The following is a 17,931-nucleotide window of genomic DNA, read 5'->3' as shown; positions in this document are numbered from 1 at the left end:
CACTTGTGCGTATGAGTGGCGCTCTCGGGACGCGGTTCGACGCCGACGAGAGTGCCGGCTCCTTCTCGGGTAAACGCAAACGCAGCACAGCCGACACGCACGGCTCGCTGCGGGCGTAGCACTCCCGTGCCGGGCCGCCGACGGACGCACGGCCCGCACACCGACTCCGACGCAACACCCCCACCCAGATGGACCACACAACATTCGTGAACGGCGTCTTCCCGGCGATGACGACGCCGTTCACGGCCGACGGCAGCATCGACTTCGACCGACTGCGAGCACACGCGCGACGGCTCGTCGACCGCGGCGTCGACGGCCTCGTGCCCGTGGGTTCGACCGGCGAGAGCGCGACGCTCACCCACGACGAGCACGTCGAGGTCGTGGAGGCAGTCGTCGCCGAGGCCGGCGACGAGGTGCCGATTATCGCGGGCGCGGGCTCGAACTCCACGCACGAGGCGCTGGGGCTCTCCCAGCGCTCCGTGGACGCGGGCGCCGATGCCCTCCTGTTGATTTCGCCGTACTACAACAAGCCCGAGCCCGAGGGCATGGAAGCCCACTACCGGGAGATAGCGGACCGCGTGGACGCCCCCCAAATCATCTACAACGTACCCTCACGCACCGGCCGCAACATCGCGGTGGAGACCGCTGAGGCGCTGGCGAGCCACGAGAACGTCGTCGGCTACAAGGCCGCCAGCGGCGACCTCTCGCGGGTCAGCGAGGTCGTCGAGCGCACCCGCGGGGAGGACTTCGGCGTGCTCTCCGGCGACGACGGCCTGACGCTGCCCGTGCTCTCCGTGGGCGGCACCGGGACCATCAGCGTCACCGCGAACGTCGAGCCCGAGCGCGTCAGCGACCTCGTCTGGTCGGCCCGCGACGGCGACTACGAGACCGCGCGCCGGCGCCACCAGGAGCTGGAGCCGCTGAACCGCGCGCTGTTCGCGGAGACGAACCCGATTCCCGTGAAGGCCGCCCAGGAGATTCTGGGCCACGGTCCCGCGAACTACCGCTCGCCGCTGACCGACGCCACCGAGGAGACGCGCGAGCGGCTCCGTGAGGCGCTGGACGCGCTCGACGAGCAGGAGGTGTCCGCATGAGAATCGGGGTCACCGGCGCGACCGGGCGGATGGGCCGCGAGGTCCGCGAGGAGGCCGCCGAGCGCGGCGTCGAGGTGGCGTTCGCGACGACCCGCGACCCCGGCAGCGACCTCGACCCGGCCAGCGAGTTCGCGTCGCTCGTCGAGGCCGAGAATCCTGACGCGGTCGTGGACTTTACCGTGCCGGAGGCGAGCGTGGAGTACGTGACCGCCTGCGCGGCCGCCGGCGTCCCCATCGTCGTCGGCACTACGGGCTTCGACGACGACCAACTGGACGTGCTCCGGGACGCGGGCAGCGACGCGCCCGTCCTGCTCGGCGCGAACTTCTCGCGGGGCATCCAGGCCCTCTTGGCCGTGGTCGAGCAGGCAGTCGGGTCGCTCCCCGAGTACGACGTTGAGGTCACCGAAACCCATCACAACGGGAAGCGCGACGCGCCCAGCGGCACGGCGAACGTCCTGCTGGACCGGATTGAGCGCGCGGCCGAGCGCAGTGAGGCCGCGGAACGAGCGAGCGGCGAAGCCGCGAGCAGTACGGGCAAGCGCGTCCACGGCCGCGTGGGCGACCAGCCCCGCGAAGAGGGCGAAATCGGCGTGCACGCGCGCCGCGCCGGCGACGTCACCGGCGAGCACGAGGCGCTGCTCGCCGGGAACGGCGAAGTGCTGGAGTTGACCCACCGCGCGGGCGACCGGTCGGTGTTCGCGGCGGGCGCGCTCGACGCCGCCGCGTGGCTCGCCGACCAGCCCGCGGACTTCTACCGATTCGAGGAGGTTGCTTCCGAACTATGAGTCTGGAATCTGACGTACGAGACCTGTGGCACCGACACGAAGACGGCGACCTGACGGCCGAAACCGCGAGCGCGGACGACGCGGACACGCTCGAAGCGTTCCTCGACGCGCTGGAAGCCGGGGACGTGCGCGCCGCCGAGAAGTCCGGCGGCGAGTGGGAGGCCGTCGAGTGGGTCAAGCGCGGCGTCCTCCTGAACTTCGCGCTCCGCGAGACCGAGCCCCGCGAGTACGGCGACGTCACCTACCACGACGTGCTCCCGCTGCGCGACACCGACGACCTCTACGACCGCGGCACGCGGAACACGCCCGACGGCACCGTGCTCCGGCGCGGCGCGCACCTCGGCTCGGACTGCATCGTGATGTCCCCGGCGTTCGTGAACATCGGCGCGCACGTCGGCGACGGCACGCTCGTGGACTCCTGTGACACCGTCGGCTCCTGCGCGCAAATCGGCGAGGACGTGAAGCTCGGTGCGAACACCCTGATTGGCGGCGTGCTCGAACCCGTCGAGAGCGCGCCCGTCGTCGTCGAGGACGGCGTCTCGCTGGGCGCGGGCTGCCGAGTCACCTCCGGGTTCGTCGTCGGGGAGGACTCCGTGGTCGGCGAGAACACGCTGCTGACGCCGCGCATCCCCGTCTACGACCTCGTCGAGGAGGAGATTCTGTACGGCGAGCTGCCGCCCGAGCGCCGCGCGTTCACGCGCTACGTGGAGTCCAGCGTCGGCGACCACGACCTCTTCGACGGCGGCGCGTTCAAGCCCGCGGTGGTCGCGATGGACCTCGAAGCGGAGACGCTCGACGCCACCCAGCGCGAGGAGGTTCTGCGGTCGTGACGCGCGTCGAGGCCCCCGCCGTGCGGCGGCTCGCGGACTGGTCGGCGAGCGACCTCCGCGGCCTCGCCGCCGAGTACGGGACGCCGCTGTACGTGCAGGACCTCGACCGCGTGCGCGAGAACTACGACCAACTCGCGGCCGCGTTCCCGGACGCCGATATCCACTACGCCGTGAAGGCCAACGCCGGCCGCGCGGTCCTCGAAGCGCTCCGCGAGGCCGGTGCGGGCGCGGAGTGCGCGTCCGCCGGCGAGGTGTACCGCGCGCTCGACGCCGGCTACGAGCCCGCCGAGATTCACTACACGGCCGTCAATCCGCCCGCCCGCGACCTCGACTACGTGCTCGACGAGGCGCCCGACGCGACGTTCGTCGTGGGCGCCCGCGACACCATCGACCGCCTCGACGAGCGCGGCTTCGACGGCCGGCTCGCGGTCCGCGTCCACCCCGGCGTCGGCGCCGGCCACAGCGACGAGGTGGCGACCGGCGCCGACGCCAAGTTCGGCATACCCCACGACCGCGCGGCGGACGCGCTCCGGAAGGCTGACGCCCGCGGCTTCGACGTGGTCGGGATTCACGCCCACGTCGGCAGCGGGATGCTCTCCGACTCGGACGTGGACGCCCACCGCGAGGTCGTCGAACGGCTCGCCGCGGTCGCCCGTGAGGCGCCCGTCGATTTGGAGTTCGTGGACGTCGGCGGCGGCTTCGGCGTCCCGTACCGCCCCGAGGAGGAGCCGCTGAACCTCGACGCAGTCGCGGACGCGACCCGGGACGCGCTCGCGGACGTGGACGCCGCCCTCGTCGTCGAACCCGGGCGCTTCCTCGTCGCGGACGCCGGTGTCCTCCTCACCGAAGTGAACACCGTCAAGCGCACCGACGGCCCGACGCTCGCCGGCGTCGACGCCGGTATGACGACCCTACTGCGGCCCGCGCTCTACGACGCCCACCACGAGGTGCGCGCGCTCACCCGCGACGGCCACGACCGCCCGGACCGTACAGTTACGGTGGTCGGGCCCATCTGTGAGAGCACAGACGTACTCGCGGAGCGCCGACAGCTCCCGCGACCGGAGCGCGGCGACCTGCTCGCGGTCGGGAACGCGGGCGCCTACGGCGTCGAGATGGCGTCCCAGTACAACTCCCGGCCGCGGCCCGCCGTCGCCGCCGTCGAGGGCGGCGACCACCGGCTCGCCCGCGAACGCGACTCGCTGGCCGACCTCACCACCCCAGAACGATGATTCCCGTACCTCTACACCGATGATTCCCTACGAACGATACCACGGCACCGGCAACGACTTCGCAATCGTCGACGCGTCGAACTACGTCCCCGACCGCGGGGCGTTCGCCGAGCGGCTCTGCTCCGACCTCGGCATCGACGGCGTCCTCTTCCTCGCGCTGGAGGACCGCTACACGCCGCCGCGCGCGGTGATGACGCTGCGCCAGCCCGACGGCTCCACCGCCGACATGTGCGGGAACGGCGCGCGCTGTGCGGCCCGCTGGGTCGCCGAGCAGACCGGCGCGGACGCCGTGATGCTGGACACGCAGGCGGGGACGCGGCGCGCGGACCTCGACGGCGCCGAAGTGACCGTGGAGATGGGCGAGCCGTCGTTCGCGCCCCGCGACGTGCCGGCGTTCCGCGACGAGCCGATGGAGCGCGAGGAACTGGCGGGCTACGAGGTCACCGCCGTGAACACGGGCGTCCCCCACGCGGTCGCGTTCGTGGACGACGTCGACGACGTGGACATCGAGGCGGACGCGCCCGAGATTCGCCACCACGAGGCGTTCCCCGAGGGCGCGAACGTCACGTTCGCGTCCCCGGACGGCGAGGACGCGTTCCGCCAGCGCACGTTCGAGCGCGGCGTCGAGGGCGAGACCGACTCCTGCGGGACGGGCGCAGTCGCGGTCGCCGCCGTCGCGCGCCGCGAGGGTCGCTGCGGGGACCGAGTCGCGGTGCGGCCGCCGGGCGGCGAACTCCGCGTCGACCTCTCGGGCACCACCGCGACGCTGCGCGGCCCGACCGAGCACGAACTCGACGGGGAAGCCGAGGTCGTCTCCGCGCGCCAGCTCGATGCCTGACTCGTTCTCCGTTCTGGAGTTCCACGAGCGCGCCGTCCGCACGCCCTCCCACGAGGACGTCACGGAGATGCGCGAACTGCTCGCCGAGACGCTGCGCGAGCACGGCTACGAGCCCGACGTGGACGACGCCGGGAACGTCCTCGCCTCGAAGGGGACTGGACGACCCCACTACGTCCTGAACACGCACATCGACACCGTGCCGCCGCACGTCGAGTTCGCGCGAGACGGCGACACGGTGGAGGGCCGGGGCGCCTGCGACGCGAAGGGGCCGCTGGCCGCGCTGCTTGCGGCGTTCTTCGCGGTGGACGCCGACCACGGGACGGTGACGCTGGCGGTGACGCCCGACGAGGAGACGAACTCGACGGGCGCGGCCGCCCTCGACCTCGACGTGGACGGCTTCATCGTCGGCGAGCCGACGGACCTCGACGCGTGTACGAGCGCCCGCGGTCGGTTTCAGGGAACGGTCGAACTCGCGGGCGAGGGCGCGCACGCCGCCGAACCCGAGACGGGCGCGAACGCGGTCGCCGCGGCCGAGCACGCGCTCGAAGCAGTCCGGACGTACGACGCGTCCCGGGGCGCCGCCGAGCACCCGGAACTCGGGCCGCCGACGCTCACGCCCACGCGCATCGCAGGCGGAGACGCCGCGAACCGCGTGCCCGACGAGTGCGCAATCACGTTCGACCGCCGGACGGTGCCGCCGGAGACGCAGACCGACTTCTTCGACGGCTTCGCGGCGCACGTCCGGGACGCGGTCCCCGAGCACGTCGGCGTCGCGGTCGAACCGGCCGAGCGGGAGACGCCGTTCCTCGAAGCGTTCGACACGCCCGACGACAGCGCCGTCGTCGAAGCGCTCGTCGATGCGGGCGCCGGCAGTCCGCGGCCGTTCGGCGCCGCTACGGAAGCCTCTTACTTCGCGGCCGACGCGCCGACAGTCGTCTTCGGGCCGGGCGTGCTCGCCGACGACGACGGACCGGTCGCGCACGCCCAGCGCGAGTACGTGCGGCGCTCGGACGTCGAGCGCGCCGCCGAAATCGTCACGGGCGCGCTGGACGCGCTGGTCTAACCGAAGAAGACGTCCGCGAGGTCGGTGCCGCGGGAGGCGACGTCCGCGTACAGTTCGGTGTACCCGCAGGACGTGCAGGTCACCGTCTGGAAGTTGTTCGTCTGGATGTCGAACAGCTTGGAGAGCCCGGAGCCGGTCGCCGAGATGGAGCCGACGTCGACTTCGTCGTGTCCGCACTTCGGGCAGCCGTCGTGGTCGTCTGGAGTCGGGGACATGCGTGGCGCTGGGGAGCGCCGCGGCATAAGCTTTCAGGAATCCGGAACGGCTCAGGCGTCTCGTGCGACGTCGCCGGCGACGCCGGTGTACGACGCGGGGGTGAGCGCGAGCAGTTCCTCGCGGACCGACTCCTCGACGTCCAGCTCCGCGAACAGGTCGTGGAAGTCCTCGATGGTGACGCGCTCGCCGCGCGTGAGGTCCTTCACGCGCTCGTAGGCGTCGCCGTGGCCCTCGCGGCGGAGAATCGTCTGGACGGCCTCCCCGATGACCTCGGGGTTGGCTTCGAGGTCCTCGCGCATCACCGTCTCGTTGGGCGCGACCTTGTCGAGGCCGTTCTGGAGCTTCGAGTACGCGAGCAGGCAGTACGCCAGCGACGCGCCGACGTTGCGCTTCACGGTCGAATCGGAGAGGTCGCGCTGGAGGCGGCTGGTCGCGAGGTACTCCGAGAGGAAGTCGAGGTCGCTGTTTGCCTTCGAGAGGTTGCCCTCGGCGTTCTCGAAGTCGATGGGGTTGACCTTGTGCGGCATCGTCGAGGAGCCGGTCTCGGACTTCGCTGCTTGCTGGCCAAGGTAGCGCTGGGAGACGTACAGCCAGACGTCACGCGAGAGATCCAGCAAGACGCCGTTCACACCCGTGAGCGCGTCGAATAGCGCGCCGAGGTCGTCGCTCGGGTTCACCTGCGTGGTGGGTTCGACGTACGCCAGTCCCAGTCCCTCCACGAACTCCCGGGAGAACGCGCGCCAGTCGACCTCGGGGAACGCGGCGTGGTGGGCGGCCCACGTGCCGGACGCGCCCGCGAGCTTCCCCGCGAGGTCGTCGCTGGCGTCCTCGACGCGCGCGATTTCGCGGCCGAGGCGGGCGGCGTAGACGGCCATCTCCTTGCCGAACGTCGTCGGCGTCGCGGGCTGGCCGTGGGTGCGCGCGAGCATCGGGAGGTCGGCGTAGTCGTGGGCGAACTCCACGAGCGCGTCCCGGACCGCGCGGAGTTCCGGCACGAGTACGTCCTCGACGGCGGGCTTGACGAGCAGGCGGTGCGCGAGGTTGTTGACGTCCTCGCTGGTGAGCGCGAAGTGAATCCAGGGGTGCGCGCGCTCCGGGGCGTGCTCGCGGACGAAGTACTCGACGGCCTTCACGTCGTGGTTGGTGGCGTCGTAGCCCCGCGCGCCCTCCGTCTCGATTGCCTTCACGAGCGCCGCGTCCTCGTCGCCGAACTCCTCGTAGGCCGCGCGCAGGGTTTCGCGCTCCTCGTCGGTGAAATCGAGGTCCACTACGTCGAGGTCCGCGAGCGCGAGCAGGTACTCGACTTCGACGCGGACGCGAGCGCCCATTAGCGCCGCCTCGCTGGCGTACTCGCGGAGCGGTTCGGTGCGGCCCGCGTACCGGCCGTCCAGCGGCGTCACGGCGTGGAGGGCGTGGGTGTCGGTCATGCCTCGGAGTGGCCGCGCTCGCGGCAAAAGCCTGCCGGTCGAGCGAACCACGAGCGTGCATACACTCGCGGCAATACCGGCAGTAGTCGCACATTTCTATGCCAGTTCGTGCATACTTTCCGGGCGCGAACCGCAACCACTTTGCCCGCGGGCGCCGGTCGATGGGACATGACGAACGTAGCCGGTCTGGCCAGCAACCGCGGCCGAAACCTCCTGCACATCGACGACCTGCGGCCCGGCGGCGCCGACCTCGCCGTCGTGCTCGCGGACGACCCGGACGCGCCCGTCCTCGACGCGGCCGACGCCCGGGACATCCCCACAGAGGTCGTCGAGCACCGCGATGACGAGTCCCGGCGCGACCACGAACAGCGCGTCGTGGACGCGCTCGCCGACTACGACGTGGACCTCGTCTGCCTCGACGGCTACATGCGCGTGCTCTCGGAGGTGTTCCTCGACGCGACGCCGCTCACGCTGAACGTCCACCCGAGCCTCCTGCCGTCGTTCCCCGGCGCTGACGCCCACGAGCAAGTCCTCGACGCGGACGTCTCCGTGACGGGCTGTACGGTCCACGTCGTCACGAACGCCGTCGCCGACGACGGCAGCGTCCGCACCGAGGACGTGGACGCCGGCCCCGTCGTCACGCAGGAGCCGGTGCCCGTCTACGAGGGCGACGACGAGAGCGACCTCAAGGAGCGCGTGCTCTACGACGCGGAGTTCGAAGCGTACCCGCGCGCCGTCCGCTGGGCGGCGAACGGCGACCTCGACGTTTCCGAGGATGGCGTCACCGTCGAAGCGGACGCGGGCGGCGACTTCCCGGTGCGGCGGTTCGTGAGCAACGACCGCGACAGCGACCTGCGGTACGGCGAGAACCCTCACCAGGACGCCGCGCTCTACCGCGACGACACCTGCGAGGAGGCCAGCGTCGTCCACGCGGACCAGCTCAACGAGGGCGCGAAGGCGCTCTCGTACAACAACTACAACGACGCCGACGCCGCGCTCAACCTCATCAAGGAGTTCGACGAGCCCGCCGCCGCCGTCATCAAGCACACCAACCCCGCGGGCGCCGCGGTCGCTGACACGCTCGCCGACGCCTACGCAGACGCGCTCGCCACCGACGCCAAGAGCGCGTTCGGCGGCATCGTCGCGCTCAACCGCGAGTGCGACGCCGAGACCGCCGAACTCGTCGCGGACTCGTTCAAGGAGGTCGTCGTCGCGCCCGGCTACACGGACGACGCCCTCGACGTACTCACCGCGAAGGACAACCTCCGCGTGCTCGAAACGGGCCCGCTCGGCGAAATCTCGGAGACGCTCACCGAGAAGCCGCTGGTCGGCGGCCGCCTCGTGCAGGAGCGGGACCTCTGGGCGCCCGAGCGCGAGGACCTCGAAGTCGTCACGGAGCGCGAGCCCACCGACGAGGAAATCGAGACGATGCTGTTCGCGTGGCGCGTCCTCAAGCACGTCAAGTCCAACGGCATCCTGTTCGCGGACGGCACGGAGACCGTCGGCCTCGGCGTCGGACAGGTCTCCCGCGTGGACGCCGTCGAACTCGCGGCGAAGAAGGCCGAGCGCGACGCCGACGGCAAGAGCGCCGACGGCGCCGTGATGGCGTCGGACGCGTTCTTCCCGTTCCCGGACGGCGTCGAGGCCGCCGCGGAGGCGGGCGTCGAAGCCGTCATCCAGCCCGGCGGCTCGGTGAACGACGACGACGTCGTCGAGAAAGCCGACGAGCACGGGATGGCGATGGTGTTCACCGGCCACCGCACGTTCCGCCACGACTGACCCGGCTCGCGGTCGGCGACCGGGTTACTCGGGCCGCCAGTCGAGTTCGAGTTTGATGGTCTCGCGGTCGCCGCGGAACACCGCCTGCTTCTCGACGACGTCCACCTCGAACGTGATACTGTCCGTGGGCCGGAGCGTGATGTCCTTGTTCTCGACGCGGACGGTGAACTCGTCCTCGGAGCGCAGCGACGCCGCGATGCCTTCGAGCCGAGCGGCTACGGCGTCTCTGTCGAGCGTCTCGGCGCTCGTGGTTCGCTGAACCATACCGACGCGTCGCTCCCGCCGCGCTTCGTTATGCGCGTCTTACGCGCTCGCCGGAGGGGGAGAAGGGGCAGTGGAGCGCCAGCGGGCTGACACAGGTGAGGGGGCAGTGATGGGGTGTGGGGTCGGGGACCGGTGGCGCTCCACGAGGACGTGACGGCGGGACGTATCAAGTCGATTGGGGAAACACAAACTGCCGTTTGAGTTACCGCCCTACTCGTAGGCGACGGTCGCGGCGGCGTCGGCGTGGCCGTAGTCGATTGCCACGTCGAACGTCTCGCCGTCGGCGGGGGGCGCGGTGACGTCGAAGGTCAGCGTCTCGGTCGCGCCGGCGGCGACGTCGCGGGCGAACCGAGAGGGCGCGCCGGCGGTGCCCTCGACGACGCCGCGGAACGTCACCGCGTCGCCGTCGTTGACGACTTCGAGTTCGGCCGTGAAGCTCGCGCCCGGCGCGACCGAGTCGGGCGCGGTCAGCCCCGTCACCTCGTAGTCGACGCTCTGCGTGATGGCCTCGATGTCGCGGGCGTCCAGCTCCCACGTCGCCGTCGTCTCCTCCGCGTCGAGTTCGACGGTCGCGCCGTACGGCGTGACGTCCGACGGGACGGCGAACGCCGCGTCGAACCGCGAGGGGCCGCCGCCGATGGGGAACAGCGGGTCGCCGAACTCGTGGTCGCCGTTGAGCGTGAGCGTGACGTGCTCCGAGACGAACGAGCGGTAGTCGTCGATGCCGTCGGGCGCGAACTTCACGGTGACGTAGCGGCCGTCGGCCTCCGAGTGGACCTGGTCGTCGCCCTCGCCGCGCGTCGCGACGAACGCGGCCGCGCCGACGTCGGCGACCGACAGCGACCCGCCGTCCGCGAGGTCGGCGGCGTCGCCGACCGAAAGCGTGCCCGCGTCGGTCGTCGTGTCTGTCGCCGCGGCGTCGTCGCTCGTACTGGGCGCGCCGAGACAGCCGGCGAGTCCCAGCGGGGCGCCGGCCGCGATACCTGCGATGAACTGTCGTCGCTGCATGTCCGCGTTTTCCCCCGCACGGGAAAGTGGGTTGCGTTAGGACAAAGCCGCGTTTCACGAAACCCGGTGCCGTCCCCCAAATTCTGTGCGACTGACAGGGGTCGCGGCGGCGCGCGTGCGCGTCCGACAGCCTAAAGCGGGGCGCAGCGCTCGGAACTGGTATGCGATACGACGAGGCGGCGAACTTCCTGCTGGACCTCCGCCGCTACCGGCCCAAGCCCGGGACGGACTCGACGGCGGACCTGCTGGCCGCGCTCGGCGACCCCCACGAGGGCCCGCGGTACGTGCAGGTCGCGGGGTCGAACGGGAAGGGTTCGACCGCGCGCCTGCTCGAATCCGTGCTCCGGGAGGCCGGACTCACCGTCGGCCTGTACACGTCCCCGCACCTCGACGACGTGCGCGAGCGCGTCACCGTGGACGGCCGCCGGCTGTCGGAGGCGGCGCTGGCGGAGTTCGTCGAGGCGGTTCGGCCGCACGTCAACGAGCGCGCCGCCGACGGGGACGCGCCGACGTTCTTCGAGGTGGTGACGGCGATGGCGCTGTGGCAGTTCGGCCGCGAGGACGTCGACGTCGCGGTGCTGGAAGTCGGCATCGGCGGGCGCTACGACGCCACGAGCGTCGTGGACCCGGCCGCGAGCGCGGTGACCTCGGTGAGCCTCGAACACACGAGCGTCCTCGGGGACACCGTCGAGGAAATCGCTCGCGACAAGGCCCACGTCGCGCCCGAATCGAACCCACTGGTGACGGCGACCGCGGGCGACGCGCTCGAAGCGGTGCGGGACCACGCGGGCGACGTGGTGACCGTCGGCGACAACGGAGACGTGCGCGCGACCTACGAGGGGCGCACGAACCACACCGAGAGCGCCGTCTCGCTGGCCGGCTCGGACTGGGCCGTGGACGCCCAGATTCCGTTGCTCGGGTCGTTCCAGGCGGAGAACGCGGGCGTCGCGGCGACGCTCGCACGACAGGTGGTGGACGTGGACGAGGCCACGCTCGAACGCGGCCTGCGGAAGGCGTACTGGCCGGGGCGCTTCGAGGTGATGAGCGCGGACCCGGTGACGGTGCTGGACGGCGCGCACAATCCGGCGGCCTGCGAGGCGCTGGCGGGGACGCTGGCGGAGTTCGACTACGAGAACCTCCACTGCGTGTTCGGCGCGATGCACGACAAGGACCACCGCGGGATGGCCGCCGCGCTCCCGACGCCCGACCGCGTGTGGGCGTGCGAACCGGACTCCGAGCGCGCCGAGGACGCGGACGTGCTCGCGACCGTCTTCGACGAGGCTGGCGCCGATGCGACGGTCACGCGCTCGGTCGAAGCCGCGCTCGACGACGCGCTCGACGCCGCCGGCGAGGACGACCTCGTGCTCGTCACGGGGTCGCTGTTCGCCGTCGCGGAAGCGCGCAAGCGCTGGACGCGCACGAACGTCCAGACGGACGTGGACAGTCTGGACGACTCCCGGGACGCGCTGGAGGGCGCGCACGTCACGCCGCCGGGCGTCTGGCGGATGCGCGCGAAGGGCGTCCACCGCGTCGTCCGAACGCGCGTCCAGAAGCGGCAGGCCCAGTACCTCAAAGAGGAAATGTTGAGCCTCGGCGGCGAGTGCTCTCTGTCCGGATTGAACGCCCAGCCGCGGGGGTACCTTGACGCCGTGCTGATGGGGACGCTCGCGCAGTTCAAGCGCCTCGCCGAGAAGCTCGATGGCCAGCCCTACGGGCTCTCCGTGTACGCCGACGAACTCCGGGAGACGCTGGGCATCCAGACCGAGCCCGTCGAGCACGGCTACCCGTGGGAGGACGGCACCGCCGTCATGGGCATCCTGAACGTCACGCCGGACAGCTTCCACGACGGCGGCGAGTACGACACCGTGGCGGCCGCCGTCGCGCGCGCCGAGGAGATGGTCGAAGCGGGCGCGGACATCATCGACGTGGGCGGCGAGTCCACGCGACCCGGAGCCGAGGCCGTCCCGCTCGAAGAGGAACTGGACCGCGTCGTCCCCGTCGTCGAGCGCATCAGCGACCTCGACGCCATGATTTCCGTGGACACGCGCAAGGCCGAGGTCGGCCGGCAGGCCCTCGAAGCGGGCGCGGACGTCCTCAACGACGTGACCGGCTTGGAGGATCCCGAGATGCGATTCGTCGCCGCCGAGTACGGCGCGCCGCTCGTGGTGATGCACTCCATCAACGCGCCCGTCGAACCCGGCGAGGACGTCCACTACGACGACGTCGTGGACGACGTCATCGACGAGCTCACCGAGCGCGTACTGCTCGCGGAGAAGGCCGGCCTCCCGCGGGAGAAAATCGTCGTCGACCCGGGGCTGGGCTTCGGGAAGTCCGCCGCGGAGAGCTTCGAAGTGCTGGACCGCACCGACGAGTTCCACGCGCTCGGCTGCCCCGTGCTCATCGGGCACAGCCACAAGTCGATGTTCGGCGCCGCCGACTCGTACCCCGACGAGGGCGGTTACGCGACGGTCGCGGGCACGGCGCTGGCGGCCGAACGCGGCGCGGACATCGTGCGCGTCCACGACGTCGAGGAGAACGTCGCCGCCGTGAAGGTCGCCGAACGGACGCGCCGCGGCACGGACGACGAGTAGCGCTCAGAGGAAGTCGACGTCGAGTTCGTCTCGGATGCCGTCGACGTCGAAGTCCCGGTCGGCGACGGCGAGTCGCTCGTCGAGCGCACGCGCGGCGCCGGCGACGAACGCGTCTCTGGCAGCGAGCGGCGACCCGTCGGCTGCGACGGCGTCCTGTAGTTCCGCGGCAGCACGGGCGAACTCGCGCGTCTCGTCGACGACGACCAGCCATTCGAGTGCGGCGTCGACGGCGTCGAAGTCCGTCGGCCCGGTTTTGAACACCTCGCCCTGGTAGACCTCGTAGAGTACGAGCGGCGGCGCGAGCGCGCGGTCGCCGTGGTGGTCGCGGACGTACTCGACGGCGTCCTTCCGTCCGTCGAGGTAGTCGATGAGAACGCTGCTGTCGTACAGCGTCATCGCGTGCCGACGTCCTCTTTCATCTCCTCACGTGCCGCACGCGCGCTATCGGCGGCGTCTGTGCCCGACCACAGGCCAGCGCCGGCGTCGATGGTCTCTCGGCGCTCGCGGAGCAGCCGCGAGAGGAGGTCGTCGAAGGACTCGTCGTCGCCCTTCAGTGCCGCGAGCGCCGCGTGCGTCTCCTCGTCGACGCGGATGCTCTTGCTCATACGCCACCGTATACGTCGCCGTATACATAGTCGTTTCCCGAGCTTCGGCGCTCGAAGGCGTAGAATCGACGGCCCGACCGGTTCGCCGCTCAGAGCAAGCCCGCCTGTTCCTGCGCTCGCCGGTAGGCGTCGAGGTACGCGTCGAGGAAGTGGTCGTGGTCGTACTTCGCGAACGTCTCGTCGACGTCCTTGCGTTCGAGGTCGCCAGCGCGCACCAGACACTCCGTAATCTCCTCGTCGTTGGTCGCGCGGAACCCCCGGTCGTAGGTCTCTACGAGCTCGTGGGCGCTGGACTCGGCGTGGTACTCGACGATGCCGACGCAGCCGCAGGCGAGCGCGCGAAGCAAATCGAGGCCGAAGGAGGTGCGTTCGGCCGTGTGGACGTAGACGTGGGCGTCCTTGAACAGCCGCACGCGCTCCTCGACGCTCTTCTCGCCGACGAACTCCACGCGGTCGTCGATGCGGAGGTCCCGCGCCTGCCGCTCGTAGCCCGCGCAAGCCGGGCCGTCCCCGACGACGGTGCAGTTCCAGCCGTACTCGCGGAACTCCGCCAGCGCCAGGAAGAGAGATTCGAGGTTGGCGTCCTCGTCGAGGCGGCGGCTGAACACGATGTCGCCGGCGTCGGCGGGCTCGACGCTCCGAATCCCGTGCATGTCGATGCCGGTCGGGACGACTTCGACGTCGTCGCCGCTCGCGCCGCACTCGCGGGCGCTCGTCTTCACGGTCCGGGACGGCGTGACGACCGTGCTCGGTTTCCGCGCGGCGTAGCGGTACGCGCGGCCGCGCAGGCCGTCGGTGGCGTCGTGTGGGTCGTACCAGTCCACGAGTAGCGGCGCGCCCGCCAGCAGCGCGCCCCAGCGCGCGCCGTAGACGTGGCCGGGCGTCCGACTCGTGGCGTGGACGACGTCCGGGTCGAGGTCGCGGAGGGTGGCGGCCGCCTTCGGCGAGAACCAGCGCCGGCCGCGCTCGGCAGTGACGGCGTGGTACGTCAGGTCCTCGTGCTCGAACGTGTCCGGGTGTCCCTCCCACCACTGCGCACAGCAGACGTGGACGTCGTGGCCGCGCGCCGCGAGCAGGTCCGCGAGCAGGCGCAGGCGGTCGACGTCGTCCGCATCGACGTGGTGGGCGGTCGTCTCCGAGACGAACGCCACGCGCATACTCGCCGGGACGCGGTACGCCGGTAAAAACGGTTCTGTTCCCTACTGGCGCGCGCTCCCGAGCGCGTCGTCGAGGGCGGCCGTCGCCGCTTCGACGTCGCCGACGTCCCCGCGGTCGCAGCGGACGTCGACGCGCCACCACGCCGCCGACCGCAGGACGAGCGCGTCGGCGGTCGCGTCGTACCCCGAGAACGCCGACCACGGTCGGAACCGCCGCTGGTGTGGGCGTTCGACGACGAGGCCGGCGTCGGTCGCGCGGAGCGTCCGCGGCGCGGTCGTCAGGGAGGCCAGCGGCACGGCGAACAGCGCGAGGAGGTAGGCGGTGCCGGCGTCCGCGACGCCGAACAGGGCTTCCGCGCCGACGCCGCCCGCGCCGGCGACGAAGGAGACGAGGACGACCGCAATCGCGGCCTGCCGCCACCGCTTCGGCCAGCGCGCCTCCCACGCCGCGAGTTCGACGGCGTCCCGAGTGGTCCAGTCCGCGTACCGGGTGTGGCTCATCGCGACGACCGCAAATCCGAGCAGGCCGCCGCCGGCCGTCGCGAGCATCGCGAACACCACCGCGACGGACGGCACTTCGACGCCGACTGCCGCCGCGCCCGCGACGCCCGCGGCCCACGCGAACGGCGCGATGGCGAACAACCAGACCGCCGTCCGGCCGCCGAGGCGGACGCCGAGCCCGGGCGCCCGAGCGGCCGCCCAGCCGACCGCGGTCGCGAGCCCCGTCACGGCGACGAGCAGCGCGACGTAGAGCGCGCCGGCGCCCCGCAGCCACGGAGAGACCGCGAGCACGGCGGCCGGTCCGCCGACCACGCCGGCGTAGAGGCCGACGACGAGCGCGTACGTCGTGTCAGGGTGTTCGGACTCACCGGTCGGTTCGGTCACGGGCGGACGTGTAGCGTCGATGAGCATAAAACGGGCGGCGGGTTCGCCCGCGCTGCGTCCCGGTTCCGCGACCAGAAGCGCTATCGCCGGCCCGAGCGGAGTTCGTGGCATGGCCTACGACATCGAGCGCTACCTCAACGTGCGGAGCGCGGGCGGCCCGACGTTCGGGCCGGCCGGGGAGTTGGCGTTCACGCTGGACGTCACGGGGTCGAATCAGGTGTGGCGCGTGGACGCGCCGGAGGCGTGGCCCGACCAGTTGACGTTCCACGACGAGCGCGTGGCGCACGCGTCGTTCTCGCCGACACGGGACGAGCTCGTCTACGCGAAAGACGCGGGCGGCGACGAGTTCTGGCAGCTCCACCGGCTCGCCGCGGACGGCAGCGAGGACGTCGCGCTCACCGACGACCCGGACGCGAAACACCACTTCGGCGGCTGGAGCCACGACGGCGACCGCGTCGCGTACGCCGCGAACCGCCGCGAGCAGGGGGTCTTCGACGTCTACGTGCAGGGCCGCGAGGAGACCGGCGCGGACGCCGAGTTGCTCGTGGAGGGTAACGACTACGACATGCTCGCAGTGGCGGGCTGGAGCCCCAGCGACGACCGGCTGTTGCTCCACGAGAGCCACTCGAACTTCGACGCCGACCTCCACGTCGTCGACGTCGCTTCCGGCGAGGTCACGCACGCGACGCCGTTCGAGGAGGACGTGCAGTTCTCCTCGGTGGCGTGGACGGCGGACGGCGACGGCGTCTACGTCTGCACGAACCGCGGTGCGGACACCCACTACCTCGGCCTGCTCGACCCCGAGACCGGCGACATCGAGGAAGTCGAGCGCGGCGGCGACTGGCCGCTTGAGTCCGTCATGGTCCACCACGACTCCGGGCGGCTCGCGTACGTGCGGAACGTGGACGGCTACAGCGAACTCACGCTCGCAGACAGCGACGGCGCGACCCTCGACGAACACCCCGAGCCCGATCTCATCGACGGCGTGGTGTTCGGGCTGAGCTTCGACAGCGACGGCGAGCGCGTCGCGGTGTCGGCGTCCTCGCCGACAGAGAACGGGAACGTCTACGTCGTGGACGTCGAAACCGGCGACAGCCGGCGCTGGACCGACGCCGCGACCGCGGGCATCCCGAAGGAGACGTTCCGCGAGCCCGAGCTAATCCACTACGAGAGCTTCGACGGGCTCGAAATTCCGGCGTTCCTCACGCTCCCCGACGGCGACGGCCCCCACCCCGTCGTCGTGGACTTCCACGGCGGCCCCGAGGCCCAGCGCCGCCCGTGGTTCATGGCCCTGCGCCAGTACTTCGCGGACAACGGCTACGCCGTCTTCGAGCCGAACGTCCGCGGCTCCTCCGGGTACGGCACCGAGTACATGAACCTCGACAACGTCCGCAACCGGATGGACTCCGTGAAGGACGGGAAGGCGGGCGTCGAGTGGCTGGCCGCCCGCGACGACGTCGACGAGGACCGCGTGGTCGCGTACGGCGGCTCCTACGGCGGCTTTATGGTGCTGGCGTCGCTCACCGAGTACCCCGACCTGTGGGCGGCCGGCGTGGACGTCGTCGGCATCGCGAACTTCGTGACGTTCCTCGAAAACACGGGCGACTGGCGCCGCGAGCACCGCGAGGCCGAGTACGGGTCGCTGGCCGAGGACCGCGAGTTCCTCGAAGCCATCAGCCCCGTGAACAACGCCGACCGCATCCGCGCGCCCCTGATGGTGCTGCACGGCGCCAACGACCCCCGCGTCCCCGTCGAAGAAGCCGAGCAAATCGTCGAGCAGGCCGGCGAACACGTCCCCACCGAGAAACTCGTCTTCGAGGACGAGGGCCACGGCTTCACGAAACTGGAGAACAAGCTCACCGCGTACCGCGCGGTCGTGGACTTCCTCGACGAACACGTCTAACTACTTACGGCGCGGGCGCTACCGTCCGCCATGGAAGTCGACCTGACGAACCCGTGGCTGTTCGGCGCGCTCGTCGTCGCGCTGTGGGTCGCGGTGTTCGTGGCGGCCGAACTGCTCGTCCTCGACGGCGACGTCGCCGGCGCGGCCGTCCGCGGGCTCGCCGGCGGCCTCGCGTTCGCCGTCGTGTACGCGTACGTGCAGCGCCAGCGGGCGTGACCCGCGACAACTGTTAGTAGGAGCCCGAGCTACCGCCACGT

General features: G+C 71.3%; 18 protein-coding genes. 10 read left to right on the top strand and 8 right to left on the bottom strand.

All coding sequences use genetic code 11. The annotated features are described in order from the left end of the window. Positions 1–188: 188 nt before the first annotated feature. The 6 genes from dapA to ABSL23_RS07875 are packed head-to-tail and all read left to right on the top strand — an operon-like array spanning position 189 to position 5,839. A complete protein-coding gene (gene dapA, locus ABSL23_RS07900) occupies positions 189–1,094 on the top strand; it encodes a 4-hydroxy-tetrahydrodipicolinate synthase (RefSeq protein WP_353635297.1) in 906 nt (301 codons plus the stop codon). Next, positions 1,091–1,879, top strand: a complete 789-nt coding sequence (gene dapB / locus ABSL23_RS07895; protein ID WP_353635296.1) for a 4-hydroxy-tetrahydrodipicolinate reductase — start codon at positions 1,091–1,093, stop codon at positions 1,877–1,879. Before dapA ends, dapB begins: the two co-directional genes overlap by 4 nt. Then, entirely contained in the window at positions 1,876–2,709 is an 834-nt protein-coding gene (locus tag ABSL23_RS07890; protein ID WP_353635295.1) for a 2,3,4,5-tetrahydropyridine-2,6-dicarboxylate N-succinyltransferase, read from the top strand. The genes dapB and ABSL23_RS07890 overlap by 4 nt, the downstream gene beginning before the upstream one ends. Next, positions 2,706–3,938, top strand: coding sequence for a diaminopimelate decarboxylase (gene lysA, locus ABSL23_RS07885; RefSeq protein ID WP_353635294.1), 1,233 nt, complete (start codon positions 2,706–2,708; stop codon positions 3,936–3,938). The genes ABSL23_RS07890 and lysA overlap by 4 nt, the downstream gene beginning before the upstream one ends. 19 nt (positions 3,939–3,957) lie before the next feature. Next, positions 3,958–4,776 carry a diaminopimelate epimerase gene (gene dapF / locus ABSL23_RS07880; protein WP_353635293.1) on the top strand — a complete coding sequence of 273 codons (819 nt, stop codon included), beginning with the start codon at positions 3,958–3,960 and terminating at the stop codon, positions 4,774–4,776. Further along, on the top strand, positions 4,769–5,839 hold the full coding sequence (locus tag ABSL23_RS07875; RefSeq protein ID WP_353635292.1) for a M20/M25/M40 family metallo-hydrolase: 1,071 nt from the start codon (positions 4,769–4,771) through the stop codon (positions 5,837–5,839). Before dapF ends, ABSL23_RS07875 begins: the two co-directional genes overlap by 8 nt. On the opposite strand, the gene ABSL23_RS07870 is transcribed toward ABSL23_RS07875, so the two are convergent. Continuing rightward, the gene (locus ABSL23_RS07870; RefSeq protein WP_059056022.1) at positions 5,836–6,054 is read right to left on the bottom strand and encodes a zinc ribbon domain-containing protein; all 219 of its coding nucleotides are present in this window, start codon (positions 6,052–6,054) and stop codon (positions 5,836–5,838) included. The two genes, ABSL23_RS07875 and ABSL23_RS07870, sit on opposite strands and share 4 nt — an antisense overlap. Before the next feature lie 51 nt (positions 6,055–6,105). Beyond that, on the bottom strand, positions 6,106–7,482 hold the full coding sequence (gene purB, locus ABSL23_RS07865) for an adenylosuccinate lyase (RefSeq protein WP_353635291.1): 1,377 nt from the start codon (positions 7,480–7,482) through the stop codon (positions 6,106–6,108). 168 nt (positions 7,483–7,650) lie between these two features. On the opposite strand from purB, the gene purH reads away from it, so the two are divergent. After that, on the top strand, positions 7,651–9,261 hold the full coding sequence (gene purH, locus ABSL23_RS07860) for a bifunctional phosphoribosylaminoimidazolecarboxamide formyltransferase/IMP cyclohydrolase (RefSeq protein ID WP_353635290.1): 1,611 nt from the start codon (positions 7,651–7,653) through the stop codon (positions 9,259–9,261). Positions 9,262–9,285: 24 nt separating this feature from the next. On the opposite strand, the gene ABSL23_RS07855 is transcribed toward purH, so the two are convergent. Both ABSL23_RS07855 and ABSL23_RS07850 read right to left on the bottom strand, forming a co-directional pair. Continuing rightward, positions 9,286–9,525 carry an amphi-Trp domain-containing protein gene (locus ABSL23_RS07855; RefSeq protein WP_353635289.1) on the bottom strand — a complete coding sequence of 80 codons (240 nt, stop codon included), beginning with the start codon at positions 9,523–9,525 and terminating at the stop codon, positions 9,286–9,288. Positions 9,526–9,735: 210 nt separating this feature from the next. Beyond that, positions 9,736–10,533, bottom strand: a complete 798-nt coding sequence (locus ABSL23_RS07850; RefSeq protein WP_353635288.1) for a hypothetical protein — start codon at positions 10,531–10,533, stop codon at positions 9,736–9,738. Between the two features lie 161 nt (positions 10,534–10,694). Between ABSL23_RS07850 and folP the strand changes: the two genes are divergently transcribed. Beyond that, complete coding sequence (gene folP / locus ABSL23_RS07845) at positions 10,695–13,124, top strand: dihydropteroate synthase (protein WP_353635287.1); 2,430 nt, start codon at positions 10,695–10,697, stop codon at positions 13,122–13,124. 3 nt (positions 13,125–13,127) lie between these two features. Here folP and ABSL23_RS07840 read toward each other — a convergent pair whose 3' ends face one another. The 4 genes from ABSL23_RS07840 to ABSL23_RS07825 form a co-directional block, all read right to left on the bottom strand. Next, positions 13,128–13,520, bottom strand: coding sequence for a PIN domain-containing protein (locus tag ABSL23_RS07840; RefSeq protein WP_059056011.1), 393 nt, complete (start codon positions 13,518–13,520; stop codon positions 13,128–13,130). Further along, positions 13,517–13,729, bottom strand: a complete 213-nt coding sequence (locus ABSL23_RS07835; protein ID WP_353635286.1) for an antitoxin VapB family protein — start codon at positions 13,727–13,729, stop codon at positions 13,517–13,519. Before ABSL23_RS07835 ends, ABSL23_RS07840 begins: the two co-directional genes overlap by 4 nt. 89 nt (positions 13,730–13,818) lie before the next feature. After that, complete coding sequence (locus ABSL23_RS07830) at positions 13,819–14,886, bottom strand: glycosyltransferase (protein ID WP_353635285.1); 1,068 nt, start codon at positions 14,884–14,886, stop codon at positions 13,819–13,821. Between the two features lie 42 nt (positions 14,887–14,928). After that, complete coding sequence (locus ABSL23_RS07825) at positions 14,929–15,771, bottom strand: hypothetical protein (RefSeq protein WP_353635284.1); 843 nt, start codon at positions 15,769–15,771, stop codon at positions 14,929–14,931. Positions 15,772–15,880: 109 nt separating this feature from the next. On the opposite strand from ABSL23_RS07825, the gene ABSL23_RS07820 reads away from it, so the two are divergent. Together ABSL23_RS07820 and ABSL23_RS07815 are read left to right on the top strand one after the other, a co-directional pair. Next, positions 15,881–17,674 carry a S9 family peptidase gene (locus ABSL23_RS07820; protein WP_353635283.1) on the top strand — a complete coding sequence of 598 codons (1,794 nt, stop codon included), beginning with the start codon at positions 15,881–15,883 and terminating at the stop codon, positions 17,672–17,674. A 30-nt stretch (positions 17,675–17,704) separates the two neighbouring features. Then, positions 17,705–17,890 carry a hypothetical protein gene (locus ABSL23_RS07815; protein ID WP_353635282.1) on the top strand — a complete coding sequence of 62 codons (186 nt, stop codon included), beginning with the start codon at positions 17,705–17,707 and terminating at the stop codon, positions 17,888–17,890. Positions 17,891–17,931 lie beyond the last annotated feature (41 nt).

Source organism: Halobacterium sp. NMX12-1 (genome assembly GCF_040435975.1).
In the GTDB taxonomy this organism is placed as follows: Archaea; Halobacteriota; Halobacteria; order Halobacteriales; family Halobacteriaceae; genus Halobacterium; species Halobacterium hubeiense.
Note: the sequence above shows the minus strand (reverse complement) of the source record. Positions and strands in the feature narration are given on the sequence as shown.

Excerpts from the sequence above, each read along its gene's own strand:
- purB (WP_353635291.1), bottom strand. The coding sequence starts at position 7,482 with ATGACCGACACCCACGCCCTCCACGCCGTGACGCCGCTGGACGGCCGG.
- dapB (WP_353635296.1), top strand. The coding sequence starts at position 1,091 with ATGAGAATCGGGGTCACCGGCGCGACCGGGCGGATGGGCCGCGAGGTC.
- ABSL23_RS07850 (WP_353635288.1), bottom strand. The coding sequence starts at position 10,533 with ATGCAGCGACGACAGTTCATCGCAGGTATCGCGGCCGGCGCCCCGCTG.
- ABSL23_RS07840 (WP_059056011.1), bottom strand. The coding sequence starts at position 13,520 with ATGACGCTGTACGACAGCAGCGTTCTCATCGACTACCTCGACGGACGG.
- ABSL23_RS07835 (WP_353635286.1), bottom strand. The coding sequence starts at position 13,729 with ATGAGCAAGAGCATCCGCGTCGACGAGGAGACGCACGCGGCGCTCGCG.
- folP (WP_353635287.1), top strand. The coding sequence starts at position 10,695 with ATGCGATACGACGAGGCGGCGAACTTCCTGCTGGACCTCCGCCGCTAC.
- dapF (WP_353635293.1), top strand. The coding sequence starts at position 3,958 with ATGATTCCCTACGAACGATACCACGGCACCGGCAACGACTTCGCAATC.
- ABSL23_RS07820 (WP_353635283.1), top strand. The coding sequence starts at position 15,881 with ATGGCCTACGACATCGAGCGCTACCTCAACGTGCGGAGCGCGGGCGGC.
- ABSL23_RS07830 (WP_353635285.1), bottom strand. The coding sequence starts at position 14,886 with ATGCGCGTGGCGTTCGTCTCGGAGACGACCGCCCACCACGTCGATGCG.
- purH (WP_353635290.1), top strand. The coding sequence starts at position 7,651 with ATGACGAACGTAGCCGGTCTGGCCAGCAACCGCGGCCGAAACCTCCTG.
- ABSL23_RS07875 (WP_353635292.1), top strand. The coding sequence starts at position 4,769 with ATGCCTGACTCGTTCTCCGTTCTGGAGTTCCACGAGCGCGCCGTCCGC.
- ABSL23_RS07815 (WP_353635282.1), top strand. The coding sequence starts at position 17,705 with ATGGAAGTCGACCTGACGAACCCGTGGCTGTTCGGCGCGCTCGTCGTC.
- ABSL23_RS07870 (WP_059056022.1), bottom strand. The coding sequence starts at position 6,054 with ATGTCCCCGACTCCAGACGACCACGACGGCTGCCCGAAGTGCGGACAC.
- ABSL23_RS07890 (WP_353635295.1), top strand. The coding sequence starts at position 1,876 with ATGAGTCTGGAATCTGACGTACGAGACCTGTGGCACCGACACGAAGAC.
- dapA (WP_353635297.1), top strand. The coding sequence starts at position 189 with ATGGACCACACAACATTCGTGAACGGCGTCTTCCCGGCGATGACGACG.
- ABSL23_RS07855 (WP_353635289.1), bottom strand. The coding sequence starts at position 9,525 with ATGGTTCAGCGAACCACGAGCGCCGAGACGCTCGACAGAGACGCCGTA.